Annotated in this window: 21 protein-coding genes; 9 read left to right on the plus strand and 12 right to left on the minus strand. The window is 70.8% G+C overall.

The features are described from left to right. Nucleotides 1-2 precede the first annotated feature (2 nt). The 4 genes from ABEG17_RS03795 to ABEG17_RS03810 form a co-directional block, all read right to left on the minus strand. Complete coding sequence (locus ABEG17_RS03795) at nucleotides 3-2,183, minus strand: alpha-galactosidase (protein WP_406831953.1); 2,181 nt, start codon at nucleotides 2,181-2,183, stop codon at nucleotides 3-5. Then, on the minus strand, nucleotides 2,180-3,118 hold the full coding sequence (locus ABEG17_RS03800; RefSeq protein ID WP_406831954.1) for a carbohydrate ABC transporter permease: 939 nt from the start codon (nucleotides 3,116-3,118) through the stop codon (nucleotides 2,180-2,182). Before ABEG17_RS03800 ends, ABEG17_RS03795 begins: the two co-directional genes overlap by 4 nt. Beyond that, nucleotides 3,115-4,005 carry a carbohydrate ABC transporter permease gene (locus ABEG17_RS03805; RefSeq protein ID WP_406831955.1) on the minus strand — a complete coding sequence of 297 codons (891 nt, stop codon included), beginning with the start codon at nucleotides 4,003-4,005 and terminating at the stop codon, nucleotides 3,115-3,117. The genes ABEG17_RS03800 and ABEG17_RS03805 overlap by 4 nt, the downstream gene beginning before the upstream one ends. Nucleotides 4,006-4,080: 75 nt before the next feature. Then, complete coding sequence (locus tag ABEG17_RS03810) at nucleotides 4,081-5,427, minus strand: ABC transporter substrate-binding protein (RefSeq protein WP_406831956.1); 1,347 nt, start codon at nucleotides 5,425-5,427, stop codon at nucleotides 4,081-4,083. A 369-nt stretch (nucleotides 5,428-5,796) separates the two neighbouring features. On the opposite strand from ABEG17_RS03810, the gene ABEG17_RS03815 reads away from it, so the two are divergent. Genes ABEG17_RS03815 through galK form a run of 4 tightly spaced genes read left to right on the plus strand, consistent with a single transcriptional unit; the run spans nucleotide 5,797 to nucleotide 10,874 of the window. Further along, on the plus strand, nucleotides 5,797-7,785 hold the full coding sequence (locus tag ABEG17_RS03815) for a beta-galactosidase (protein WP_406831957.1): 1,989 nt from the start codon (nucleotides 5,797-5,799) through the stop codon (nucleotides 7,783-7,785). 1 nt (nucleotide 7,786) lies between these two features. Continuing rightward, complete coding sequence (locus ABEG17_RS03820) at nucleotides 7,787-8,599, plus strand: DeoR/GlpR family DNA-binding transcription regulator (RefSeq protein WP_406831958.1); 813 nt, start codon at nucleotides 7,787-7,789, stop codon at nucleotides 8,597-8,599. Then, entirely contained in the window at nucleotides 8,596-9,711 is a 1,116-nt protein-coding gene (galT, locus tag ABEG17_RS03825) for a galactose-1-phosphate uridylyltransferase (protein WP_406831959.1), read from the plus strand. Before ABEG17_RS03820 ends, galT begins: the two co-directional genes overlap by 4 nt. Beyond that, nucleotides 9,708-10,874 (plus strand): galactokinase, encoded by a 1,167-nt coding sequence (gene galK / locus ABEG17_RS03830; protein WP_406831960.1) that lies wholly within the window; start codon nucleotides 9,708-9,710, stop codon nucleotides 10,872-10,874. The genes galT and galK overlap by 4 nt, the downstream gene beginning before the upstream one ends. A gap of 262 nt (nucleotides 10,875-11,136) precedes the next feature. Here the strand turns inward: galK and ABEG17_RS03835 are convergent, their stop codons facing one another. Then, nucleotides 11,137-11,940, minus strand: a complete 804-nt coding sequence (locus ABEG17_RS03835; RefSeq protein WP_406831961.1) for an exodeoxyribonuclease III — start codon at nucleotides 11,938-11,940, stop codon at nucleotides 11,137-11,139. A gap of 73 nt (nucleotides 11,941-12,013) precedes the next feature. Here ABEG17_RS03835 and ABEG17_RS03840 point away from each other — a divergent pair, with 73 nt between their 5' ends. Continuing rightward, entirely contained in the window at nucleotides 12,014-13,549 is a 1,536-nt protein-coding gene (locus ABEG17_RS03840) for a S10 family peptidase (RefSeq protein ID WP_406831962.1), read from the plus strand. Here the strand turns inward: ABEG17_RS03840 and ABEG17_RS03845 are convergent. Then, the gene (locus ABEG17_RS03845; RefSeq protein ID WP_406831963.1) at nucleotides 13,524-13,703 is read right to left on the minus strand and encodes a hypothetical protein; all 180 of its coding nucleotides are present in this window, start codon (nucleotides 13,701-13,703) and stop codon (nucleotides 13,524-13,526) included. The genes ABEG17_RS03840 and ABEG17_RS03845 overlap by 26 nt on opposite strands. 207 nt (nucleotides 13,704-13,910) lie before the next feature. On the opposite strand from ABEG17_RS03845, the gene aqpZ reads away from it, so the two are divergent. After that, nucleotides 13,911-14,702: an aquaporin Z gene (aqpZ, locus tag ABEG17_RS03850; RefSeq protein ID WP_406831964.1), complete on the plus strand. Its 792-nt coding sequence runs from the start codon at nucleotides 13,911-13,913 to the stop codon at nucleotides 14,700-14,702. 154 nt (nucleotides 14,703-14,856) lie between these two features. Beyond that, entirely contained in the window at nucleotides 14,857-17,073 is a 2,217-nt protein-coding gene (locus ABEG17_RS03855; RefSeq protein WP_406831965.1) for an NADP-dependent isocitrate dehydrogenase, read from the plus strand. A gap of 21 nt (nucleotides 17,074-17,094) precedes the next feature. On the opposite strand, the gene ABEG17_RS03860 is transcribed toward ABEG17_RS03855, so the two are convergent. Then, nucleotides 17,095-18,579, minus strand: a complete 1,485-nt coding sequence (locus tag ABEG17_RS03860) for a cryptochrome/photolyase family protein (RefSeq protein ID WP_406831966.1) — start codon at nucleotides 18,577-18,579, stop codon at nucleotides 17,095-17,097. Between the two features lie 69 nt (nucleotides 18,580-18,648). Between ABEG17_RS03860 and ABEG17_RS03865 the strand changes: the two genes are divergently transcribed. Then, nucleotides 18,649-19,116, plus strand: coding sequence for a DUF2867 domain-containing protein (locus ABEG17_RS03865; RefSeq protein ID WP_406831967.1), 468 nt, complete (start codon nucleotides 18,649-18,651; stop codon nucleotides 19,114-19,116). A 66-nt stretch (nucleotides 19,117-19,182) separates the two neighbouring features. On the opposite strand, the gene ABEG17_RS03870 is transcribed toward ABEG17_RS03865, so the two are convergent. From ABEG17_RS03870 to ABEG17_RS03880, 3 genes are all read right to left on the minus strand, one after another. Continuing rightward, nucleotides 19,183-19,584: a DUF6855 family protein gene (locus tag ABEG17_RS03870; protein ID WP_406831968.1), complete on the minus strand. Its 402-nt coding sequence runs from the start codon at nucleotides 19,582-19,584 to the stop codon at nucleotides 19,183-19,185. A gap of 78 nt (nucleotides 19,585-19,662) precedes the next feature. Then, a complete protein-coding gene (locus tag ABEG17_RS03875) occupies nucleotides 19,663-20,169 on the minus strand; it encodes a hypothetical protein (RefSeq protein ID WP_406831969.1) in 507 nt (168 codons plus the stop codon). Continuing rightward, a complete protein-coding gene (locus ABEG17_RS03880; protein ID WP_406831970.1) occupies nucleotides 20,166-21,278 on the minus strand; it encodes a GNAT family N-acetyltransferase in 1,113 nt (370 codons plus the stop codon). The genes ABEG17_RS03875 and ABEG17_RS03880 overlap by 4 nt, the downstream gene beginning before the upstream one ends. A 93-nt stretch (nucleotides 21,279-21,371) precedes the next feature. Here ABEG17_RS03880 and ABEG17_RS03885 point away from each other — a divergent pair, with 93 nt between their 5' ends. Next, nucleotides 21,372-22,364: a malate dehydrogenase gene (locus tag ABEG17_RS03885; protein WP_406831971.1), complete on the plus strand. Its 993-nt coding sequence runs from the start codon at nucleotides 21,372-21,374 to the stop codon at nucleotides 22,362-22,364. Between the two features lie 82 nt (nucleotides 22,365-22,446). Here ABEG17_RS03885 and ABEG17_RS03890 read toward each other — a convergent pair whose 3' ends face one another. Further along, nucleotides 22,447-22,716 carry a DUF3017 domain-containing protein gene (locus tag ABEG17_RS03890; RefSeq protein WP_406831972.1) on the minus strand — a complete coding sequence of 90 codons (270 nt, stop codon included), beginning with the start codon at nucleotides 22,714-22,716 and terminating at the stop codon, nucleotides 22,447-22,449. A gap of 4 nt (nucleotides 22,717-22,720) precedes the next feature. Beyond that, nucleotides 22,721-23,581 (minus strand): bifunctional methylenetetrahydrofolate dehydrogenase/methenyltetrahydrofolate cyclohydrolase, encoded by an 861-nt coding sequence (locus ABEG17_RS03895; RefSeq protein ID WP_406831973.1) that lies wholly within the window; start codon nucleotides 23,579-23,581, stop codon nucleotides 22,721-22,723. Nucleotides 23,582-23,592 lie beyond the last annotated feature (11 nt).

Raw genomic sequence — 23,592 nt, forward strand, 5'->3', positions numbered from 1 at the left:
TGTCAGGTGAGGTGGAGCAGGAAGCCCTGGGCGGGGGCGAGCACCGGCAGGGCCAGCCCGACCCGGGTGAGGACCGCCCCGCTGACATCGATCCCGTCGCCGAGAGCCTGCTCCCACCACTGCGGGCCGCGCACCTGGGTGACGGCCGGCAGGCCTGCCTCGGCACGCACGCGCACCGAGTAGGTCCGCTCCGGGTCGAGGCCGGGGAGCGCCAGCAGACCCGGCGCGACGGCCGGTCCGGTGACCGTCCGCAGGACCGTGTATGCCGCGTGCCCACGGTCCGCGGAGACCGTGCCGGTCACGAGGAGCCCCTGCTCGTCGGGGAGGTCGGCCCGCACGAGGTCGCCGGTGTGCAGCAGCGGACGCAGCTCTCGGTAGAGCGCCGACCACCCGCGCAGGGTCTCGAGCTCCTCGGGGGTGCAGGCCGCGATGTCCCACTCCAGGCCGGCATGGCCCTGCAGCGCCAACAGCATCCGGAAGGACAGGTCGAGCGTGCGGTGCGTCGTGTGCGCCGTGGCCGGGCCGATGTGCGTGCCCATGAGCTCGGCGGGGACGAGCAACGAGGTCCAGCGCTGGATCGCGGCGCGCTCGAGGGCGTCGTTGCAGTCGCTGGTCCAGATCCGGTCGGTGCGCGCGAGGACACCGAGGTCGACCCGGCCACCACCGCTGGAGCAGGACTCGATCTCGAGGTCGGGGTGCGCTGCCCGCAGCCGGTCGAACAGTGCGTAGATGGCCTGCGTCTGCAGGTGCACGGCGGGCCGGTCGGTCCCGGTCGCGTCGGATCGCACGACCTCATGGAGGTCGCGGTTGTGGTCCCACTTGATGAAGTCGATGCCGAGCTCACGGACGAGGGCGCTGATCTGGCCCTCGACGTGGGCGGCGGCGTCGGGGTTCGCGAGGTCGAGGACGTGTTGGTGCCGCGAGGGCCGCGGCAGGCCGGCCCGCGGTCCGAGCACCCAGTCGGGGTGGGCCCGGACGAGGTCGGAGTCCGCGTTGACCATCTCCGGTTCGAACCACAGCCCGAACTCCATGCCCAGGCCCTTGACGTGCTCGACGATCGGCTGGAGCCCGTCGGGCCACATGTCCGTCGAGACGACCCAGTCACCGAGGCCGCTGTGGTCGTCACGGCGGCTTCCGAACCAGCCGTCGTCGAGGACGAAGCGCTCGACACCGATCGAGGCCGCGGTGTCGGCCAGGCCCTTGAGCCGGTCGAGGTCGTGGTCGAAGTACACCGCCTCCCAGGTGTTGAGCACGAGGGGTCGCGGGTCGTTGCTGTGGGCAGCGGTCGCGCGCTGGCTGCGGTGCAGGCGTCGGGACAGCCCGTCGAGGCCGTCCGCGGAGTGCACGAACACCACGTCGGGAGCGGTATAGGTCTCCCCCGGGGCGAGGCGCACCTCGCCGGGCTCGAGGAGCTCGCCGCCGCCGAGGACGGCGGAGTGGATGCCGGCCCCTTCGGGCAGCTTCTCGACGAGGTGCTCGTGGTTGCCGCTCCACGCCACGTGGACCGACCAGACCTCGCCGGTGCGGAAACCGAAACCGGAAGTCCCGACCGTGAGCAGCAGCGTTGCGTCGTGCCCGGTGCGGCCACGGCGCGAGGCGCGCAGGTGGGTGCCGTCCTGCAGCACGGAGCGCTGGGGAGCGCGTTCACGGCACCAGCGCCCGGTGAGGTCGAGCACCTCGGTGGCGCGCGTCGGCAGCGGCAGCACGGCACGCAGCGCCCCGAGATCCACGGTGGTCGCGACGACGTCGTCGGTCGGAACCGCGCCATCGGATGCGTCGGCCACGTTCGTCACTGAGTTGCGCACGCGCAGCACGCCGTGGTCGTCGAGCGCCCACACCCCGCGGACCTCGGTCGCCCCGTCACGTGCCGTGACGACGAGCGAACGCTCGCCGTCTCGTTCGGTGGAGACGCCCCAGCGAGGGGCGGCGGCGCCACCGGCGCGGTGGGCCGCATACGCGGGGGTGCCGAGCCAGCCGTCGCCGGCGGTGGGGAGCACGGTGAGGGGCCAGGGCTCGTCGAGGGCGTTGTGCGGCACGGGACCGGTGACGACAGCGGCGAGCTCGGCGACCGCGGCCTCCGGGAGGTCCACCCCCCAGTGCAGGACGCGGGGCAGCTCGCCCTCGGGGAGCTCGACGACCAGGCAGGTGCCTGCGGACCGGAGGGTGGTGGTGGGGACGGTCATCCCTTGGTGGCTCCCAGGGTGAGGCCCGCGACGAACTGCTTCTGCAGCACGAAGAAGACGATGAGGGTGGGCAGGGCGATGACGACGGACCCGGCGGCGACGAGGTTGTTGTCGGTGAAGAACTGCCCGCGCAGGTTGTTGATCGAGCTCGTCACGGGGAACTTGTCACCGGACTGGAGCAGCACCGTCGCCCAGAAGAACTCGTTGTAGATCCAGGTGACCTCGAGCGTGGCCAGGGCGGCCAGCGGTGGGCGGCACAGGGGAAGCGTGATCGTGAAGAACTGGCGCAGCACCCCGGCCCCGTCGATCACGGCAGACTCGTAGAGCTCGCGCGGCAGCGTCTTCATGTAGTTGGAGAGCACGAAAGCGCAGAAGCCGGTCTGGAAGGCGACGTTGACCAGGATCAGGCCCCAGTAGGAGTTGAGCAGGGTGCCCGAGTCGCTGAGCCAGAACGGCACCTCGATGGCGCGGAACATCCGGTAGACCGGGATGAGGAGGGCCTGCGGCGGCAGCAGGTTGGCCGCCGTGAACATGCCGAGCAGCGCCAGGTTGAACTTGAACGAGAACCGCGACACGACGAACGCCACACAGCACGACAGGAACAGCGTGAGCAGCACCGCCGGGATGGTGATGATGGCGGAGTTGAGCATCGTGTGGGAGAAGTCGGCCTGCTGCCAGGCGTTCTTGTAGTTGGCGAAGGTGAAGCCGCCGAAGGAGAGGTACCCGTTCTTCGCGGTGTACGCGTAGTCCCGGAAGCTGTTGAGCAGGGCGTAGGCGACCGGGAAGATCCAGATCAGGCCGACCACGGCCAGGAACACCTGGATGCCGCGGTTGCCCTTCTTCTTCCCGACGCCCTGCGAGCGCGCACTGGTGGTGGCGGGGTTCTTCTGGGACGTGGGGACCGAGGCCACGGGCAGGTCGCTTCCGGCAGTCATCGCTGCTCCCTCATGACGATCCGTAGGTAGAGGACGATGAAGATCGAGGAGATGACGAGCATGAACGTCGCCAGCGCCGAACCGAAGCCGATCCGGCTCGCCTCACCGACGATGTTGCTCGTGACCAGGGTCGAGATGAGCTCGAGCCCGTTGCGGCCCTTGTTGATCACCCAGACGAGGTCGAAGGCACGCAACGACTCGATCACGGTGACCACCAGGACGATGATGTTGATCGGGAACATCACCGGGAAGACCACCTTGAAGAAGGTCTGGCGCTCGGTGGCGCCGTCGACCTTGGCGGCCTCGCGCAGCGTCGGGTCGACGCCCTTGAGGCCGGCCAGGTAGAGCAGCATGATGTAGCCGACATGGCGCCAGCTGGAGGCGACGAGGGCCGCCCACAGGTTGTAGCGCTGGTCGCCGTACCAGTCGATGGAGCTCCCGGTGAGCTGGTTGATCAACCCCTGGTCACGGCTGTAGATGAGCTGCCAGATGAAGCCGACGAGTGCCAGGGACAGCACGACCGGGAGGTAGATGGCGGTCTGGTACACCCGTGAGCCACGCACCTCCCGGTCGAGCAGGACCGCCAGGAACATCCCGATCGGGGTCGCGACGAGGAACATCACCGCGAGCCAGATCAGGTTGTGCTGCAACGCCGGGATGAACGGCGGGTAGATCGTCAGGACGTCGTGGTAGTTCTTCAGCCCGATGTTCTTGGCCGCGGAGATCGGGCCGATCCCGTCCCAGTTGGTGAAGGAGAGCAGGACCGACCCGACCGCCGGCACCCAGACCAGCCACAGCACCAGCGCCGTCGGTACCCCGATCATCAGGCCGACCACCACCCGGTCGACGGGGGTGAGGTGGTCGATCCCCTTGTACTTGCGTGCCACGGGTGCTCCTCGGTTGGCGGTCGTCGTCGTTGACGGGCGTCGGCGTCGTTGCGGGCGTCGGCGTTCTCAGCGAGCTCAGCTCGCGAAGATGCTCTGCTTCTGCTTCTCGATGCCGTTGACGAGCCCGTCGATGTCCTTGGGGTTCTTCAGGAAGGACTGGATGGCGGGGATCATCACCGTGGACGCGAAGTCCGGGCGGGTGTCGCGGTCCATGAACTGCGCGATGGACTTGGCCTGGCCCACGAACTCGACCGACTTCTTCTGCAGCGCCGTGTATGACGCCTGGTCGGCCTTGTCGTTCGTCGCGATGACGCTGGGGTCGGCCTTGACGACGATGTTCTGGGCGTCCGCGGAGCCGACGTAGGCGAGCAGCTTCTTTGCGCCGGCCTCGTTCTTCGGGCGGTTGGCCATCATGTAGCCGTCGATCGGGGCCTCGATGGCGTCCGCACCGATGTTGGAGTCGACCTCGGGGAAGTTGAAGAACGTGAGGTCGTCCTGCTCGGCACCCTTGGTGAACTGCTGGGCGACGAACGAGCCGAGCAGGTAGGTGCCGGCCTTCTTCTGCTGGAGCGCCTGGGCCGCCTCCTGCCAGGTCCGACCGAGGGAGTCGGGCTGGTGGTAGTCGAGCAGGCCCGCCCAGGTGTCGAAGACGGCCTTGACCTTCGGGCTGTTCCAGGCCTCCTTGCCGGCCATCAGGCTGACGTGGAAGTCATAACCGTTGACGCGCAGGTTGAGCTGGTCGAAGGTGCCCATCGCGGGCCAGCCATCCTTGTCGCCGAAGGCGATCGGGACGAGCCCGTCCTTCTTCATCTGCGTCCCGAGGGTCTTGAACTCGTCGAGGGTCTTGGGCTCGGTGTAGCCGTACTTCGCGAAGACGCTCTTGCGGTAGAACATCGCCCACGGGTAGTAGGTCGACGGCACGAAGTACTGCTTGCCGTCGTCACCGGTGGAAGCCTTCTTGAGCGCGTCCGACATGCCCGCGAGGTTCTTCCAGACGTCGGTGACGTCACCGGCCAGCCCCTTGGAGGCGAAGAACCGCATCCGGTAGCCGGAGAACCACATCCACACGTCGTCGGGCGAGCCCTGGAGGTAGTTGTTGATGTTCTCCTGGAAGGAGTTGTGGTCGATGGTGTTGATCTTGGTCGTCAGGCCGGAGTTGGCCTTCTGGAAGGCGTCCATGACCGCCTGGATGGCGGCCTTCGGCACGGCGTCGGACTGGTTGGAGCCGACGGTCACGGTGCCGGTCGCAGAGCCGCCGGACGACGAGCTGCCACCACCGCCGCACGCCGCGAGCAGCGACGGGGCTGCGAGGAGGGTGCCGGCGCCGAGTGCGCCGCGCAGGAGCGTCCGACGGCTGACACCGCGGACAGAGGCAGGAACGAGGCTGGCGAGGTAGTCGGCCTCAGAGGTCGGGCGGGTCATTCGGGTCTCCTTTGACACGGGTTGCACCGGCGAGATGGGCGAACCGTCATCCGACAGATTCGATCAAAAACCATCAACAAGAAATGAGGATGGGCCCGAGATCGAGCCGTGTCAATAGCCTGCCCATCACGAAATGGTCGCGCGCTCCACTTGTCACCGGCGAGGCGAGGCCTGACCCCACGGCACTGCTTCGAAGGCGAATTCGGCTCAACCACGCCATGCTTCAGGCGCCGATGCTGCGATCGCACACCAGCCCATGCCAGCTCCCGGCGCCGTCCCGCTGGAAGGAACTGGGCGCCTCCAGGGGCAGTGCATTCGGTTGTTGGTTTTTGTTGACATCCACAACTGCACAGGTCAACACTGTCCGTCATGCGTTCATGGCCGAACCGTCGGATCGCCCTGGGTGGCGACTACAACCCTGAGCAGTGGCCGCGGGAGGTCTGGTCCGAGGACATGGAGCTCATGCGCGAGGCAGGGGTCTCCTTCGTCACCCTCGGGGTCTTCTCCTGGTCGTGGCTCGAGCCCGCCAAGGGCGAGTACGACTTCGCCTGGCTCGACGACATCATGGAGATGCTCCACGCCAACGACATCGCGGTCGACCTCGCGACCGCGACGGCCACCCCTCCCCCGTGGCTGTCGGCCGCGCACCCGGAGATCCTCCCCGTCGACCACGAGGGCCACACGCTGTGGCCGGGCAGCCGCCAGGCCTGGTGCCCCAGCTCGCCGGTCTACCGCGACCACGCCCTTGCGCTCACCACGCAGCTGGCCCAGCGCTACCACGACCACCCGGCGCTGGCGATGTGGCACGTCTCGAACGAGTACGCCTGCCACAACATCCCCTGCTACTGCGACACCTGCGCCGCCGGCTTCCGCGTCTGGCTGCGCCGCCGACACGAGACCCTCGAGCGCCTCAACGACGCGTGGGGCACCGCCTTCTGGAGCCAGCGCTACACGGACTGGGAGCAGATCCTTCCCCCCCGCCTCACCACGACGTTCGCCAACCCCACCCACGTGCTGGACTACAAGCGGTTCCAGTCCGACACGCTGCTGGACTTCCACCGCAGCGAGAAGACGATCCTGCAGGACCTGTCGCCCGGCGTCCCCGTGACCACCAACTTCATGACGCTGGCTCACTTCGACCACCTCGACTACCACCAGTGGGCCGCGGAGCAGGACGTCATCAGCACCGACCACTACGTCGTCGCCGCCCTGGACCACCCGCAGGCCGAGCTGGCCTTCAGCGGTGACATCACCCGTGGGCTCGCCGGTGGCCGACCGTGGTTGCTCATGGAGCACTCGACCAGCGCCGTGAACTGGCAGCCGGTCAACCCCGCCAAGGTGCCCGGCGGCACGCTGCGCGACAGCCTCGCCCACGTGGCGCGCGGCGCGGACACCCTGGGCTTCTTCCAGTGGCGCCAGTCGCTCTCGGGCTCGGAGAAGTTCCACTCCGCCCTGGTCCCCCACGCCGGTCGCGACAGCGCGCGGTTCCGTGAGGTCGTCGAGCTCGGCCGCATCGCCGAGCGCCTGGGCGAGGTCCTCGGCTCACGCGTCGAGGCCGACGTCGCGATCCTGTGGGACTACCAGGCCCAGTGGGCCGCGCACGGGCCGGCGATGCCGTCCAGCGACCTGAAGTACCCCACGACCGCCCACGCCGTGCACCGCGTGCTTCGCGACCGGGGCATCACGACGGACGTCGTGCACCCGAGCGCCGACCTCACGGCATACAAGGTGGTCGTCGTCCCGACGCTCTACCTCGTGAGCGACGAGCACGCCGCCGCCATCGCGGCTGCCGCCGAGGCCGGCGCGCAGGTGCTGGTGACGTTCTTCTCGGGGATCAGCGACACCGACGACCACGTGCGACTCGGCGGCTACCCGGGCGCCTTCCGCGACCTGCTCGGCGTCCGGGTGGAGGAGTTCTTCCCGCTGCTCGCCACCGAGCCGAGCAGGCTCGAGGGTGGTGGCACCGGCTCGCTGTGGAGCGAGGACGTCACCGCGGTCGACGCCGAGGTCCTCGACCGGTATGCCGCGGGCCCCCTCACGGGGCGCCCCGCGGTCACCCGGCGCAGCACCGGCGCCGGCGCCGCGTGGTACCTCAGCACGTTGCTCGACGACGGACCGCTCGGCGAGCTCCTCGACCAGGTCACCGAGGCCGGTGGCGTCACCCCCACCGTCGACGTGGCACCCGGCGTCGAGGTGGTGCGCCGACGTGGGCAGGATGGCTCCTGGTTGTTTGCCGTCAACGACACGGGGCATGAGCAGTTCGTCCCCGTCTCGGGGCACGACCTGGTCGCAGATCGTCCGTTCACGCCCGAGACCCCTCTGGCGGCGGGTGCCGTCGCCGTCATCAGGGAGGTCTAGCTTGCTCGCCAGCCAGCGTCGCGCCACGATCCTCGGCCTCATCGAGGACAGCGGCGCCGTGCGGGTGTCCGAGCTCGTCGACCAGCTCGGCGTCTCCGACATGACGGTGCGGCGCGACATCGAGCACCTGGCCACCGAGGGCCTGGTCGAGCGGGTCCACGGCGGCGCGCTGTCCGTCGGCAGCCGCAGCAGCGAGGAGCCCGGCTTCACCGCGAAGTCGGCCCTCATGCAGTCGCAGAAGAACGCCATCGCCCAGGCCGCGGCCCAGCTCGTCGAGCCCGGTGCCGCCATCGGCATCTCCGCGGGCACGACGACGTACGAGTTCGCCCGCGCCGTGCGCTCGGTCCCCGACCTCACCGTCGTCACCAACTCGGTCCCGGTGGCCCAGCTGCTGCACGAGTCCGGCACCCCCGGCCAGACCGTCGTCCTCACCGGGGGCGTGCGCACGCCGTCCGACGCGCTCGTCGGGCCCGTCGCCGTCGCAGCGCTGCGGATGCTCCACGTCGACCGGCTGTTCCTGGGTGTCCACGGCATGGACGCCCGCGCGGGACTGACCACCCCCAACCTCGTGGAGGCCGAGACCAACCAGGCCCTCGTGCAGACCGCCCGCCAGGTGTGCGTCCTCGCCGACCACACCAAGTGGGGCACGGTCGGTCTCAGCACCATCATCCCGTTGTCGTCGGTCGACCTCCTCGTCACCGACGCGGGCCTCGGCCCGCGGGCCCGCACCGCCGTGAGCGAGGCAGGTGTCGAGGTCGTCCTCGCCACCCCTGCCCCCCTGCGCACGGCCCGGACGAGCAGGAGCCACGCATGACGGTCCGGCGCACGAGTCGGCGACTGGCCGACGACCGCGAGATCATCTACTTCGACGACTCGCCCGACGCCCCCGAGCGCGTCGCGGAGGACACCCGCCCCCTCGGCGAGCGGGCCGCCTCCGGGGAGATCCGTCACGACGCTTTGGTCGGCGACTGGGTCGCCGTCGCCGGGCACCGCAGCAACCGCACCTTCCTTCCGCCCAAGGACGAGTGCCCCCTGTGCCCGACGGGCACGGGCAGCGTGCCGTCGGAGGTGCCGGAGGCGCAGTACGACGTCGTCGTCTTCGAGAACCGCTTCCCGAGCTATGCCCCCGTCTCCGCCCACACCCACGACGACCACGAGGACGGCGACCTCATCCAGAGCAGGCCGGCGCTCGGCCGCTGTGAGGTGGTCTGCTTCACCAGCGACCACGAGTCGACCTTCGCGGACCTCACGCCCGAACGCGCCCGAACCGTCGTCGACGCCTGGGCCGACCGCACCGCCGAGCTCGGCGCGGTGCCCGAGGTGGAGCAGGTCTTCTGCTTCGAGAACCGCGGGCAGGAGATCGGGGTCACCCTGCACCACCCGCACGGCCAGATCTACGCCTACCCCTACCTCCCCGAGCGCAGCAAGACCATCCTCGAGCAGGCCACCGAGCACCACGCGCGCACCGGTCGCCTCCTCGGGGCCGACATCCTCGCGGCCGAGCTCGAGGCCAAGGAGCGCGTGGTCATCGAGTCCGAGCACTGGGTCGCCTACGTGCCGTATGCCGCCCGGTGGCCGGTGGAGGTCCACCTCGCGCCGCGACGGGACGTGCCGGACCTCCCGTCGCTGACCGACGACGAGCGCGACGACCTGGCCCGGGTCTACCTCGACCTGCTGCGACGCCTCGACCGCTACTACGTGACCAAGGACGGGTCACCGATCCGCCTGCCCTACATCGCCGGCTGGCACCAGGCACCGGCCAAGAAGGGGCGCGACGTCTCGCGCCTGCACCTCCAGGTGATGTCGGTGCTGCGCTCGCCCAAGAAGCTGAAGTACCTCGCCGGGTCCGAGTCCGGCGTCGGCGGCTGGGTCAACGACGTGCCGCCGGAGCGCATCGCGGCCCGACTGCGCGAGGTGGCCCCGTGACGGCTGCCGACGCCGCCGCCCGCCTGTTCCGCGACACCTTCGGCGACGAGCCCCAGGGCGTGTGGTCGGCGCCCGGTCGGGTCAACCTCATCGGCGAGCACACCGACTACAACGGTGGCCTCTGCCTGCCCATCGCCCTCCCCCACCGCACGTATGCAGCCCTGCGCCGCCGCGACGACCGCCACCTGCGGATCGTCTCCGCGCAGGGCGACGCGGTCGTCGAGCTCGACCTCTCGGACGTGGGCGCCGGGAGCCCCGACGGCTGGGCCGCCTATGTCGCCGGCGTCCCGTGGGCTCTGGAGCGCGCCGGTCACCCGGTGGGCGGGTTCGACGTCGCGATCGACGGGCGGGTGCCGCTCGGTGCCGGGCTGTCGAGCTCGGCCGCCCTGGAGTGCGCTGTGGCAGCGGCACTGAGCGACGTGTTCGGGCTGGGACTGCTCGACTCCGCCTCGGGCCGGGTGGCCCTGGCCGCCGTCTGCGTCGAGGCCGAGAACACCGTCGCCCAGGCCCCCACAGGGGGCATGGACCAGTCGGCGTCCCTGCTCGCTGAGCAGGGCCACGCCCTGCTGCTCGACTGCCGTGACTTCTCCACCGAGCAGGTGCCGTTCGACCTCGACCAGCACGGCCTGGCCCTGCTCGTCGTCGACACCCGCGCGGTGCACGAGCTCGTCGACGGGCAGTACGCCGAACGCCGCGACTCGTGCGAGCAGGCGGCTCGCGAGCTCGGGGTCAACACCCTGCGCGACGTCGACGCCGACGGGCTCGACACGGCGCTCGGGCAGCTGTCCTCCGACCTGCTGCGCAAGCGGACCAAGCACGTCGTCACCGAGATCGCCAGGGTCGAGGAGGCCCGTGAAGCACTGCGCGGGGAGGACTTCGACCGCCTGGGCGCGCTCTTCCTGGCGTCGCACGACTCGATGCGCGACGACTTCGAGATCTCCGTCGAGGAGCTCGACACCGCCGTCACCTCTGCCACCGAGGCCGGGGCGCTGGGCGCCCGGATGACCGGTGGCGGGTTCGGCGGATCCGCCATCGCTCTCGTCCGGCGCGACGACGCCGCCACGGTGCAGGCTGCCGTCGAGAAGGCCTTCGCCGACAAGGGGTTCCGCTCCCCTGAGTGCTTCGTCGTGTCCGCCGCCGGCCCCGCCGGACGCGACCTGTAGACGGCGGGTCGCGTCCGACTGCCCCCCGCTCGGACGCGACCCGCTCCCCAACGGCGGCCGGTCGCGGCCGCCGCCCGGAGCGGACCCGCAGCGGACCCGCGACCATTCGTGGCAGAACCGTCACGAATGGTCGCCCTCCGGTCGGCTGGAGGGCCATTCGTGCCAGAACCGTCACGAATGGTCGCTCTCCGGCAGGTGCCACCGGCGACCAATTCCCCGGGCGCGGCTTTTCGGTGGGTTCGTCACCCCCCGATCCCGGAGGTCAGGTGAGGTCGTAGTAGACCGTCACCGCGGCGTGGTCGGACCAGCGCTGGTCGTAGGTCGCGGCCCGGCCCACGCCCGCCCGAACGGCCCGGTCGGCGAGCGGGCGGCTCGCGAGCTGGTAGTCGATCCGCCATCCTGAGTCGTTGTCGAAGGCCTTTCCGCGCCAGGACCACCACGTGTAGGGACCGGGTCCCGGCCCGTGCAGCGACCGGTGGACATCGGCCCACTCCCCCTCGGCGAACCACCGGTCGAGGTGGGCCCGCTCCTGCGGGAGGAACCCCGACTTCTTAAGGTTGCCCTTCCAGTTCTTGAGGTCGTGCTCGTGGTGGGCGATGTTGAGGTCGCCGGCCACGACGGCCATCCGACCTGCCGCGGACCAGTCGGAGAGGCGCGTGCCGATGGCGTCGAGGAACCGCATCTTCTCGGCCTGGCGGTCGGTGCCGGCCTCACCGGTGTGGACGTAGGTCGACGCGACCGTCACGGTGCCGACCGGTGAGGCGAGGTCGACCTCGACCCAGCGGCCGGCGCCGTCGAACTCCTGCGGCCCGACAGAGGCGGACACCCGCAGGTGCGGGTGACGACTGATCACCGCGACCCCGGCCCTGCCCTTGGCCGCGGCCTCCGTGTGGGCCACGTGCCAGTCACCGTGGCCGCCCTCCTCGAGGGCAGCCGCGAGCTGGTCATCACTGGCCCGGACCTCCTGCAGGCACAGCACATCGGCCCGCTGGTCGGCCAACCACGACAGGCCGCCACGGCGGGCGGCGGCACGAATGCCGTTGACGTTGGCCGTGATCAGACGCATCCGATCATTCTGGGGCCTGCCGGACCGCGCGTTTCCACCGGCCCGTGCGCCCGTCCGCCCCTAGGGTGACGACATGCCCGACGAGCCCGCGCCCACGACCACCACCCCACCGACTCCCGAGGCGGGTGAGACGGTGACCACGTCCACGGACACGACGAAGGTGACCACCGCGCCCGCGCCGCCGAAGGACGACCTCGTCGAGACCCACCACACCCTCGCCGTCGGACGTCGCCGCCTGCGCTACACCGCGACCACTGGACGGGTCGTGCTGCGCGAGGAGGTCTTCGAGGACTCCGTGTTCAAGGGCCACCACGCCAAGGCCGAGCTGAGCATCACGTCATACGTCGTCGACACCCCCGGTGCGGCGCAGCGGCCGGTGACGTTCGCCTTCAACGGCGGACCGGGCTCGAGCTCGGTGTGGCTGCACCTCGGCCTCCTCGGACCGCGCCGGGTCGACTGCGGCGACGCGGGCGCCCTGACCCCGCCGCCCTACGCGCTGCTCGACAACCCGCAGTCGCTGCTCGCGGTCTCCGACCTCGTCTTCATCGACCCGGTCTCCACCGGCTACTCGCGCGCGGTGGAGGGCGGCAAGGCCAAGGACTACCACGGGTTCCAGGCCGACATCGAGAGCGTCGGGGAGCTGATCCGGCTGTGGACCACGCGCCACAACCGTTGGCTGTCACCGAAGTTCATCGCCGGTGAGTCCTACGGCACGGTCCGCGCCGCCGCCCTCGCCGAGCACCTGCAGACGCGCCACGGCCTCTACCTCAACGGGCTCATGCTCATCAGCTCGGTCCTCGACCTGGCCACGGTGGACTTCGAGTTCAGCAACGACCGCGCCCACGTCGACTACCTGCCGACCTACGCCGCCACCGCCCACTTCCACGGCAAGCATGGCCGCAAGTCGCTCAGGACCGTCCTCGCCGAGGCGGAGGAGTATGCCGCCCGCGACTACCCGTGGGCCCTGTCCCGGGGGTCACGGCTCACCGCCGCCGAGCGGGCCGAGCACGTCACGCGGCTGGCCGCACTCACCGGGCTCTCCGAGCAGTACGTCGACCGGGCCGACCTGCGCATCGAGCACGTGCGGTTCTTCACCGAGCTCCTGCGCGACCAGAACCTGGCAGTCGGGCGCCTCGACAGCCGCTTCACCGGACCCCTCGCGGCCGGCAACGCCGAGACCTGGGACGCCGACCCGTCGATGGACGCGATCCTCGGGCCGTACTCGTCGGCGTGGAACCACTACGTGCGCGACGAGCTGGGCTACCGCAACGAGCTCCCGTATGCCGTCTTCTCGAGGCAGGCCGCCACCGACTGGTCGTACAAGGAGTTCGAGGGCAAGCCGGTCGACGTCTCCGACAAGCTCGCGCGAGCCATGCGGGCCAACCCGCACCTCAAGGTCCACATCGCCTACGGCTACCACGATGGCGCGACGCCGTACTACGGCGCACAGGACGTCGTCGCCCACCTGCAGGTGCCGGCACCGCTGCACGACAACCTCGAGCACGCCTACTACGAGGCCGGCCACATGATGTACGTCCACGAGCCGTCTCGACTGCAGCAGAGCGCCGACCTCGCCGACTTCGTCAGGCGCGCCAGCGGCCGGTCGTGACGATCGCCGGATGGTCCCCCCGACCGTCCTCGGCCGCCCCCAGCGGCCGAGGACGGTCGTCCAGTGCGGAGTCCTCGGTTTTCACGATCTCGAGCCCCTGCGGCCCGCTCTGCACACCTGAAAGGTAAAGGAACGACAGGCGTTCCACCAGCATCCGGTCAAGTCCGGTGGTGCTCGTTTCCCTCCTCGTCCTGCATTGCCGGATTCGTGTGGTCGAACGGTTGAGGGGTGCCTAGTCCGAACGGACGAGAGGACTAGCACGGCGGTCGAGGGCGGCCCTTGCCCTCCCGATCGCGGTGGATCCACCATGACACCACCGGGGTTCCTCGACGGACCCACCGCCCAGCCAGGGAGCGTCCGCATGCGCACTCCAGTCCTCTCCTCCCGCCTCGGTGCCGAGGCCCTCGGCACCTTCTGGCTCGTGTTCGGCGGGTGTGGCAGCGCGGTCTTCGCCGCGAAGTTCCTCACCCCGGACGTCCCCTCTGGCCAGAGCGTGCAGCTCGGCATCGGATTCCTCGGCGTCGCCCTCGCGTTCGGGCTCACCGTGATGACGATGGCCTATGCCGTCGGCCACGTCTCCGGGGCGCACTTCAACCCCGCGGTGACGATCGGGGTCGCCGTCGCCAAGCGCTTCCCGTGGAAGGAGGTCCCCGCATACGTCGTCGCCCAGCTGGTCGGCGGCCTCGTGGCGGGACTGGCCCTGTGGGGCATCGCCCGGGGCGTCAAGGGGTTCGAGGTCACCGGCCACCTCGCCGCGAACGGCTACGGCGAGCACTCCCCGGGTGGCTACACGCTCGTGGCGGTGCTGGTGGCCGAAGCCATCCTCACCGCGTTCTTCCTCTACATCATCCTGGGGTCGACCGACGAACGTGCGCCCGTCGGCTTCGCCCCGATCGCCATCGGTCTGGGCCTGACCCTGATCCACCTCGTCTCCATCCCGATCAGCAACACGTCGGTGAACCCGGCCCGCTCGACCGCCGTCGCGTTCTTCAACGGCAACGGCGCACCCGGCCAGCTGTGGGCGTTCTGGGTCGCCCCGATCGTCGGCGCCGCCATCGCGGGCGCCACCTACCACCTCGTCACGGGCATCGACCGGCGCGACGAGGACATCACCGGCATGGTCGACCCCGAGGACACCCGCGCCGCGACGTGAGCCGTCGCGTCCCACGCCGTGCGCCTGACCCGGCGAACGCGAGGCCCGCTCCCCCCGTGGTGCGGGGCTCGCGGCGTCGGCGCCGTTCGATAGCCTGAGCAGCGCTGCGCACGAACGCTGCGAGCACGACGAGCCCAGGGAGAGAGCCGCCGACATGGCCAAGATCATCTACACCCTCACCGACGAGGCGCCCATGCTGGCGACCTACTCCTTCCTGCCGGTGATCGAGGCCTTCGCGTCCACCGCGGGCGTCGACGTCGAGACCCGTGACATCTCCCTGTCGGGGCGCATCATCGCGGCGTTCGACGACCTCCTGCCCGAGGACCAGCGCATCGGTGACGCGCTCGCCGAGCTCGGCCAGCTGGCGACCACGCCCGAGGCCAACATCATCAAGCTCCCCAACATCTCCGCCTCCGTCCCGCAGCTCAAGGCGGCCATCACCGAGCTCCGATCCCAGGGCTACGACCTGCCGGCCTACCCCGACGAGCCGCGGACCGACGCGGAGAAGGACGCCCGCGCCCGCTACGACAGCGTCAAGGGCAGCGCCGTCAACCCCGTCCTGCGCGAGGGCAACTCCGACCGTCGCGCCCCCGCCGCCGTGAAGAACTACGCCCGCAAGCACCCGCACTCGATGGGCGCCTGGAGCTCGGACTCCCGGACCCAGGTGGCCACGATGGGTGCCGACGACTTCCGCTCCAACGAGCAGTCCGTCGTCCTGCCTGCCGCCGACACCCTGACCGTCCAGCTCGTCACCGACGCGGGCACCACGGTCCTCAAGGACGGCCTGAAGGTCCTCGAGGGTGAGGTCGTCGACGCCACCGTGCTGCGTGCCGCTGCGCTCGACGCGTTCCTCACCGAGCAGATCGCCCGGGCCAAGGCCGACGGCGTGCTCTTCTCGGTGCACCTCAAGGCGACGATGATGAAGGTCTCCGACCCGATCATCTTCGGCCACGTCGTCCGGGCGTTCCTCCCGGAGGTGTTCTCCCGGTATGGCGCGGAGCTCACCGCTGCCGGCCTGTCCGCCAACAACGGCCTCGGCTCCATCCTCGACGGGCTCGACGCCCTCCCCGAGGGCACCCGCGACGAGGTCCGCGCCGCGATCGAGCAGGGCATCGCCGACGGCCCGAAGCTCGCGATGGTCAACTCCGACAAGGGGATCACCAACCTGCACGTCCCGAGCGACGTCATCGTCGACGCCTCGATGCCGGCCATGATCCGCACCTCCGGGCACATGTGGGGCCCGGACGGCGAGGAGGCCGACACCCTGGCCGTCATCCCCGACAGCTCCTACGCCGGCGTCTACCAGGCCGTCATCGACGACTGCCGCGAGCACGGCGCCTACGACCCCACCACCATGGGCTCGGTGCCCAACGTCGGACTCATGGCCCAGAAGGCCGAGGAGTACGGAAGCCACGACAAGACCTTCGAGATCGCCGAGGCCGGCACCGTCCAGGTCGTCAACACCGCCGGCGAGGTGCTGATGTCCCACGACGTCCAGCCCGGCGACATCTGGCGCGCCTGCCAGACCAAGGACGCCCCGATCCGTGACTGGGTCAAGCTGGCCGTGACCCGCGCCCGCGCCTCGAAGACCCCCGCGGTGTTCTGGCTCGACAGCGAGCGCGCCCACGACCGCAACCTGATCGCGAAGGTCGAGGCCTACCTGCCTGAGCACGACACCGACGGGCTCGACCTCCAGGTCCTGTCCCCTGTCGAGGCGGCCAGGCTGTCGGTGGAGCGGATCCGTAAGGGCGAGGACACGATCTCGGTGACCGGCAACGTCCTGCGCGACTACAACACCGACCTGTTCCCGATCCTCGAGCTCGGCACCAGCGCCAAGATGCTCTCGGTGGTGCCGCTGATGAACGGCGGCGGCCTCTTCGAGACCGGTGCCGGCGGCTCGGCCCCCAAGCACGTGCAGCAGCTCCTGCAGGAGAACTACCTGCGCTGGGACAGCCTCGGCGAGTTCCTCGCGCTGGCCGAGAGCCTGCGCCACATGGCCACGACGACGGACAACGCACGGGCTGCCCTGCTCGGCGAGGCCCTCGACAAGGCCACCGAGCGGCTGCTCAACGAGAACAAGGGCCCGGCCCGCAAGGTCGGCCAGATCGACAACCGCGGCAGCCACTTCTACCTCGCGCTGTTCTGGGCGAACGAGCTCGCGCAGCAGACGCAGGATGCCGCCCTCGCGGAGGCGTTCAGCCAGGTGTCGCAGACGCTCACCGAGCAGGAGGACACCATCAACGCCGAGCTGCTGGGCGTCCAGGGCCACCCTGCCGACATCGGTGGCTACTACCGCCCCGACGAGGCCAAGGCCTCTGCCGTGATGCGTCCGTCCGCGACCTTCAACGAGGCGCTGGCCGCCCTGCGCTGAGCAGCACCGCACCGGAACGGGTCAGGGGGCGTCGGCTCCTCTGGCCCGTTCCTGTTCCACCGCAGCGTCGAGGTCGGTGAGCCGGTGGCGCTGCTGGAGCGGACGCGCCATACGGGGGTTGCCCTCGAGACGGTCCGCGGTCCGGTCGAGGTAGGCCCAGTAGCCGGCCGTGAAGGGGCATGCGTCGTCCCCGACGCGGACCGTGGGGCGGTAGCGGCAGCCGCCGCAGTAGTCGGACATCTTGTTGATGTAGGCGCCCCCGGAGACGTAGGGCTTGGTCGTCATCGCCCCGCCGTCGGCGTACTGGCTCATGCCGACGACGTTGGCCGGCATGACCCAGTCGTAGCCGTCGACGAAGCGCGTCTGGAACCACTCGGTCAGGGCGTCGGGGTCGTAGCCGCGTTCGGCAGCCCAGTTGCCCAGGACCATCAGGCGCGGGATGTGGTGGACCCAGCCGCGATCACGCACTCCCGCAAGGACGTCCGACAGGCAGGCAGCCTCGACCGCGTCGGCGTCGAGGTCCGCGAACCACTGCGGAAGCGGTTCTCTTGCTCCGAGGCCGTTGCGGCTGCGGTACTGCGGACCGAAGTGCCAGTAGAGGTGCCAGACGTACTCGCGCCAGCCGACGACCTGGCGCACGAACCCCTCGACCGAGGCGAGCGGGGCGTCCCCGTCGTGGTAGGCCTGCACGGCACGTTCGGCCACCTCGACCGGGTCCAGCAGGCCGAGGTTGAGCGGCACCGACAAGAGGCTGTGGGCCATCACCCAGTCGCCGCGGAGCATGGCGTCCTCGTGCGGGCCGAACGCGCCGAGGCGCTGCGTGACGAACCGCTCCAGGGCCGCGAGCGCCTCGCGACGGGTCACCGCGAACAACCGCGGGCCGTCGCGACCGACGGTCTCCAGGCCCTCGTCGCGCTCCCACCGGTCGAGGTCCTCCCTCACCTGCGCGTCGATGTCGTCCTCCCGAGGCCGGTATGGCGCGGGCACGTCGAGCGTCGCCGCCCCCTTGGGCGGGGGCTCGCGGTTGTCCTCGTCGAAGGACCAGCGACCGCCGACGGGGTGGCCGTCACCCTCGACGAGCAGCCCCAGCCGCTGGCGCTGGAACCGGTAGAAGTCCTCCATCCGCAGCCGTCGCCGGTCACCGGCCCACTGCTGGAAGTCCTTGCGGGGCAACGAGAAGCCGGGGGTCGGGTCGACCGACTCGAGCGCGCCGGACTCGAGCTGGCGGGACACGAAGTCGGCGGCCGACCGGGAGGTGGGCTCGTACACCCGCACGGGTTCGCCGACCTGCCGTAAGGCCTCGCCGTAGGTGTCGGTGCGCAGCAGCACCGCGGAGTCGCCCAGCTCGTCGGCCCGGTGCCGCAGGGCTGACAGGACCAGGTGCAGCTTCTGCCGGTGGTAGCGCCGCCGGCCCAGGGCCGCCCTGCTCTCCACGAGGAGCACCCCGTCCCGTCCCACGTCGAAGTGCGGGCCGAGCTGGTCGGCGAACAGCCACCGTCGTGTCATGAGGTCCTCACCCGGCAAGTCTGGGTGAGCCACCGGGCGACGGCGACCCGGGCGACATACGGTGGGTCGATGGAGACGGTCATCGGCGGCACCCGGACCTCGCACGTCCACGCCCCACCCGCCGTGGTGTGGGACGTCGTGACGTCCGTCGGCGGCGACACCGGGTGGTTCACCCCCGAGGTGGTGTGGCAGGCCCGGTGCGGCGTGGACCGGCTGATCGGTGGACCGGGGCGTCGCCGCGACCGCCCCGACCGTCCCCTGCGGCTCGGTGACCGCGTCGACTTCTGGACCGTGACCGCGCTCGAGGCCCGCCGCCGGCTCGTGCTCTCACCAGACACCCGACTGCCCGGACACGCGGTCCTCGAGCTGGAGGTGGCGCCGGAGGCCGACGGGTCACGGCTGACGCTGCGCCACGGCTTCACCCCGGACGGCGTCGCCGGCCGCGCCTACGGCGAGGTGACCCGGTTCGGCGACATCGCGCTGTACGCCTGGATGCACCGTCGCCTCGTGCTCACCGCAGAGAGCCGGGCGGCCTGACACGGGCCGCCCTCCCCTCGTCGCCCCCCGTCCCCTTGGTCGCCACCCCGCCGGTTGCCGCCCGCCTCAGAGGGCTCGCATCCGGTTGTTGCGCGGCTGGTGCTCGACCTCGGCGAGGCCGAGCGCCTCCAGCAGGGGCGGCAGGTACATGCCCACGCGCCCCCGGTAGCCCTTGCGCAGTCCGTACCACCCACCGAGCGGGTTGGTCTCCGACCGGGCCCAGGCCTCGACGGTCCCGTCCTTGGCCGGCTTCTGCTCGTCGGCCGGCCCCAGCGGCACCCAGTCGCCCTGCCCCCGCAGCCAGGCGTGCAGGTCCTCGACGACGCGCGCGTCGTAGGTCAACCGCGTCGAGCCGACCTGGCAGACCAGCTGCGGAGGGTCGGCGCCGTCGTCGCGGTACATCGTGTACTCACCAGTGCCCGGGGGGGTCCTCAACATCCACGGGTCGTCCTTGGTCCCGGTGGCCATCGGCCCCACCTCCGTCGTCGGTTGCCCAAGAGACAGTTCTACTCCTGCTGCCGATGGTGGGGGTGCAGGATGCGGCCGTCAGCCACCCAGCTGGACCGAGCAGCCCAGGGCCGTGAGGTACGGCGCCCACGTGCGGCGCAGCGGACCGCCCGACCCGAGGGCCGCGCCAGCGTCGGCGGCGTCGCCCAGAGCACCCAGGGCCGTCATGGCGTCCAGGAGCCCGTCGCCGCCTCCTCCACCCATGCCTCCGGCGAGGCCGGGCACAGGCATCCCCGCGGCCTTGAGCTCCTCGACCTGGCGCGTGGTGAAGTTCGGGGACCAGTTCGCGCCCTGGCGCTGCAGCGGGAGGCGGCGCCCACCGTGGGACAGGTGCATCAGGCCGAACCGCGTGAACCGCACCGACACCTCGTGCGCCGGGGCGTCGAGGAGGATCCGGTCCCGGTGGTCGACGAGGCTCAGCCGGCGCCCGGCGACCGTGAGGATGGCCGGCCACAGCACCAGGACGTTGCGGTGCCTCGGCCGCACGTAGAAGCCCTGCTTGACGACCGCGTCGCCGAGCCCACTCGCGTCGCCGACCCCGCTCATGACGCCGACCCCGCCGTGGCGGTCGGCACCCCAGACGCCTGCACCCCAGGAGCAGGTGGGGCGCCCAGGCCGAGCTTGAGGCCCTCGTGCGACATGGTGAACCCGAGCCGCTCGACGTAGAACCGTTGGGCGTCCGTCCGCCGCTTGTCGGTCGTGAGCTGGACGACGGCGCATCCGCGGCGGCGTGACTCCTCGACCGCCCAGCGCAGCATCGCCTCGCCCAACCCGCGACCGCGCAGCGTCGGCGACACCCGGACCGCCTCCACCTGGCAGCGCAGTGCACCCCCGCGCGAGAGGCCGGGCAGGAACGTGAGCTGCATGGTCCCGGCGACGGCGCTGTCGGCCTCGAGCACCACGAGGAGGTGACGTGGATCGGCGTCGACGTCCTCGAACGCGTCGAGGTAGACACCGAGGTCACGGCCGTCCTCGCGACCCGCCCCGATCACGTCGTCGGCGAGCAGGCTCACGATCGCCGGGACATCGGTGCGGACCGCTCGACGCAGGACCACCTCCCCGTCGCCGTCCGCGAGGGTGGCCAACGGCGCCAGGTCGCGCTCGCCCGCATGGGTGACGGGTGCGGCCAAGCCGGGCACGGCGGCATACCCGTGCTGGTCGTGGGCGGTGGCCGTGGCGCTGCCGGTGTCGAACCACGTCGTGCCGTCGAAGGCCAGGGCGCGTTCGAGACGCACCCGCGCGCGGTCCATGAGCGGCTCGGGCAGGGCGTCGAGCGCGAACCAGCCCACCTCCAGCGACTCGTCGTCGTTGACCCGGGCCTCGCCGGCGACGTGCCTCGCGAGGAAGCAGAGGTCGAGGTACTGCGCCCGGTCACCGTTGGGGTAGCCCTGCTCCGGGAGGGTCCACACCCCGGTCAGCGCCTCGACCCGGGCGACGACCCCGGTCTCCTCCTCGATCTCCCGGGCCAGACCGACGGCCGGCTGCTCACCGGGCTCGAGGATGCCGCTGACCAGCGCCCACTGACCGTTGTCGGCACGTCGACCGAGGAGCACCTCACCGTGGTCGTTGCGCACGACGGCCGTGACGCCGGTGAGCCACAGGAGGTCGGTGCCGACCTTGTCGCGAAGGGCCAGGATGAAGTCCGGGGTGGGCATGGCCTCGACCCTAACCACCGGAAACCGGGCGGTGCACGCCCTGCTAGCGTCGTGCCCAGAGCTGTCCCACCCCACCGACGTGAAGGGCCCACCGTGAGCACTACCCCCGTCAAGGTCGCCGTCACCGGCGCCGCCGGCCAGATCGGCTACAGCCTCCTCTTCCGCATCGCCAGTGGTGCGCTGTTCGGGCCGGAGACCCCGGTCGAGCTGCGCCTGCTCGAGATCACCCCGGCGCTCAAGGCGCTCGAGGGTGTCGTCATGGAGCTCGACGACTGCGCGTTCCCGACGCTGGCCAAGGTCGAGATCGGCGACGACGCCGAGAAGGTCTTCGACGGCGTCAACCACGCACTCCTCGTCGGTGCCCGCCCGCGCGGCCCCGGTATGGAGCGCGGTGACCTCCTCGAGGCCAACGGCGGCATCTTCGCCCCGCAGGGCAAGGCCCTCAACAAGGTCGCCGCCGACGACATCCGCGTCACGGTGACCGGCAACCCGGCCAACACCAACGCCCTCATCGCGATGAGCAACGCCCCCGACATCGGCCGCGACCGCTTCTCCGCGCTGACCCGCCTGGACCACAACCGGGCGATCTCCCAGCTGGCGGCCAAACTCGGCGTGCCGGTCACCGAGATCCGCAAGATGACGATCTGGGGCAACCACTCCGCAACGCAGTACCCCGACCTGTTCCACGCGGAGGTCTCCGGCAAGAACGCCGCCGAGACCGTCGGCGACCAGGACTGGCTGGCCGGCACGTTCATCCCGACCGTCGCCAAGCGCGGTGCCGCGATCATCGAGGCCCGCGGAGCGTCCTCGGCCGCCTCCGCCGCGAGCGCGACCGTCGACCACGCCCGCGACTGGACCCTCGGCACCCCCGACGGTGACTGGGTGTCGATGTCGGTCTGCTCCGACGGCTCCTACGGTGTGCCCGAGGGCCTGATCTCCTCGTTCCCCGTGACCGTCAAGGACGGCCAGTGGTCGATCGTCCAGGGCCTGGAGATCGACGAGTTCTCCCGCGGCAAGATCGACGCCTCCGTCAAGGAGCTCGAGGAGGAGCGCGAGGCCGTCAAGGGTCTCGGCCTGCTCGGCTGACGCACTCCGCACGCACCACCAGCACGACGAACGGCCGGCCCTGGGACACCCCGGGGCCGGCCGTTCGTCGTGCGTGCGACTGTCAGCGGCGGGGGCTCAGGTCGAGGCTGGCGGTGATGACGGCCAGCGCCAGGCCGAGCAGGGTCATGGTCGCGACGTCGACGACCCGCGAGCGCACCACGAGCCCCCCGCTGAGGTCGGTCGGCAGCACCGCGCGGATCAGCGCGGCGAGCAAGAGGCCGCCGGCCATGACGAAGCCCGCACCCCGCACGTACCCCAGCCCGAACGCCAGGACCCCCACCAGGAGGACCGGGGTGGCGACCCACCACCAGCCCAGGCGGGGAATGGTCACGAGATCAGGCCGTGGCCGTGGCTGCGAGCTGCCGCTCGGCTGCGGCGACGATGTTGCTCAGCAGCATGGCGCGGGTCATCGGGCCGACGCCTCCGGGGTTGGGGCTGACCCAGCCGGCCACCTCTGCCACGTCCGGAGCGACGTCACCGGCGATCTTGCCGTCGACCCGGCTGACCCCGACGTCGAGCACGGCGGCGCCGGGCTTGACCATGTCCTTGGTGACGATGCCGGGCACCCCGGCAGCGGCGATGACGATGTCAGCACGGCCGACCTCGGCGGCGAGGTCACGGGTCCCGGTGTGGCACAGGGTGACGGTGGCGTTCTCGCTCTTGCGGGTGAGGATGAGGCCGAGCGGGCGCCCGACCGTCAGGCCACGCCCGATGACGACGACGTTGGCCCCGGCGATCGGGACGTCGTGGCGGCGCAGCAGCTCGATGCAGCCCAGCGGGGTGCAGGGCAGCGGCGCCGGCTTGCCGAGCGCGAGCCACCCGAGGTTGGTGGGGTGCAGGCCGTCGACGTCCTTCTCGGGAGCCACGCGCGACAGCAGGGCCATCTCGTCGAGCCCGGTCGGCTGCTGCACGAGGAACCCCGTGCAGCCCGGGTCGGCGTTGAGCTCGTCGATGACGCCCTCGACCTCGGCCTGCGTGGCCGTGGCCGGCAGGTCGCGACGGATGCTCGTGATGCCGATCTCGGCGCAGTCCTTGTGCTTGGCGTTGACGTACCAGTGGCTGCCGGGGTCGTCGCCGACCAGCACCGTGCCCAGACCCGGGACCACACCGTGCTCGCGCAGGACGTCCACCCTGCCGCGCAGCTCCCCCTTGATCGTCGCGAGTACTGCCTTGCCGTCCAGGATGCGCGCGCTCACGGTCCCGTATC

Source organism: Pedococcus sp. KACC 23699, assembly GCF_045348425.1.
Classification (GTDB): domain Bacteria; phylum Actinomycetota; class Actinomycetes; order Actinomycetales; family Dermatophilaceae; genus Pedococcus.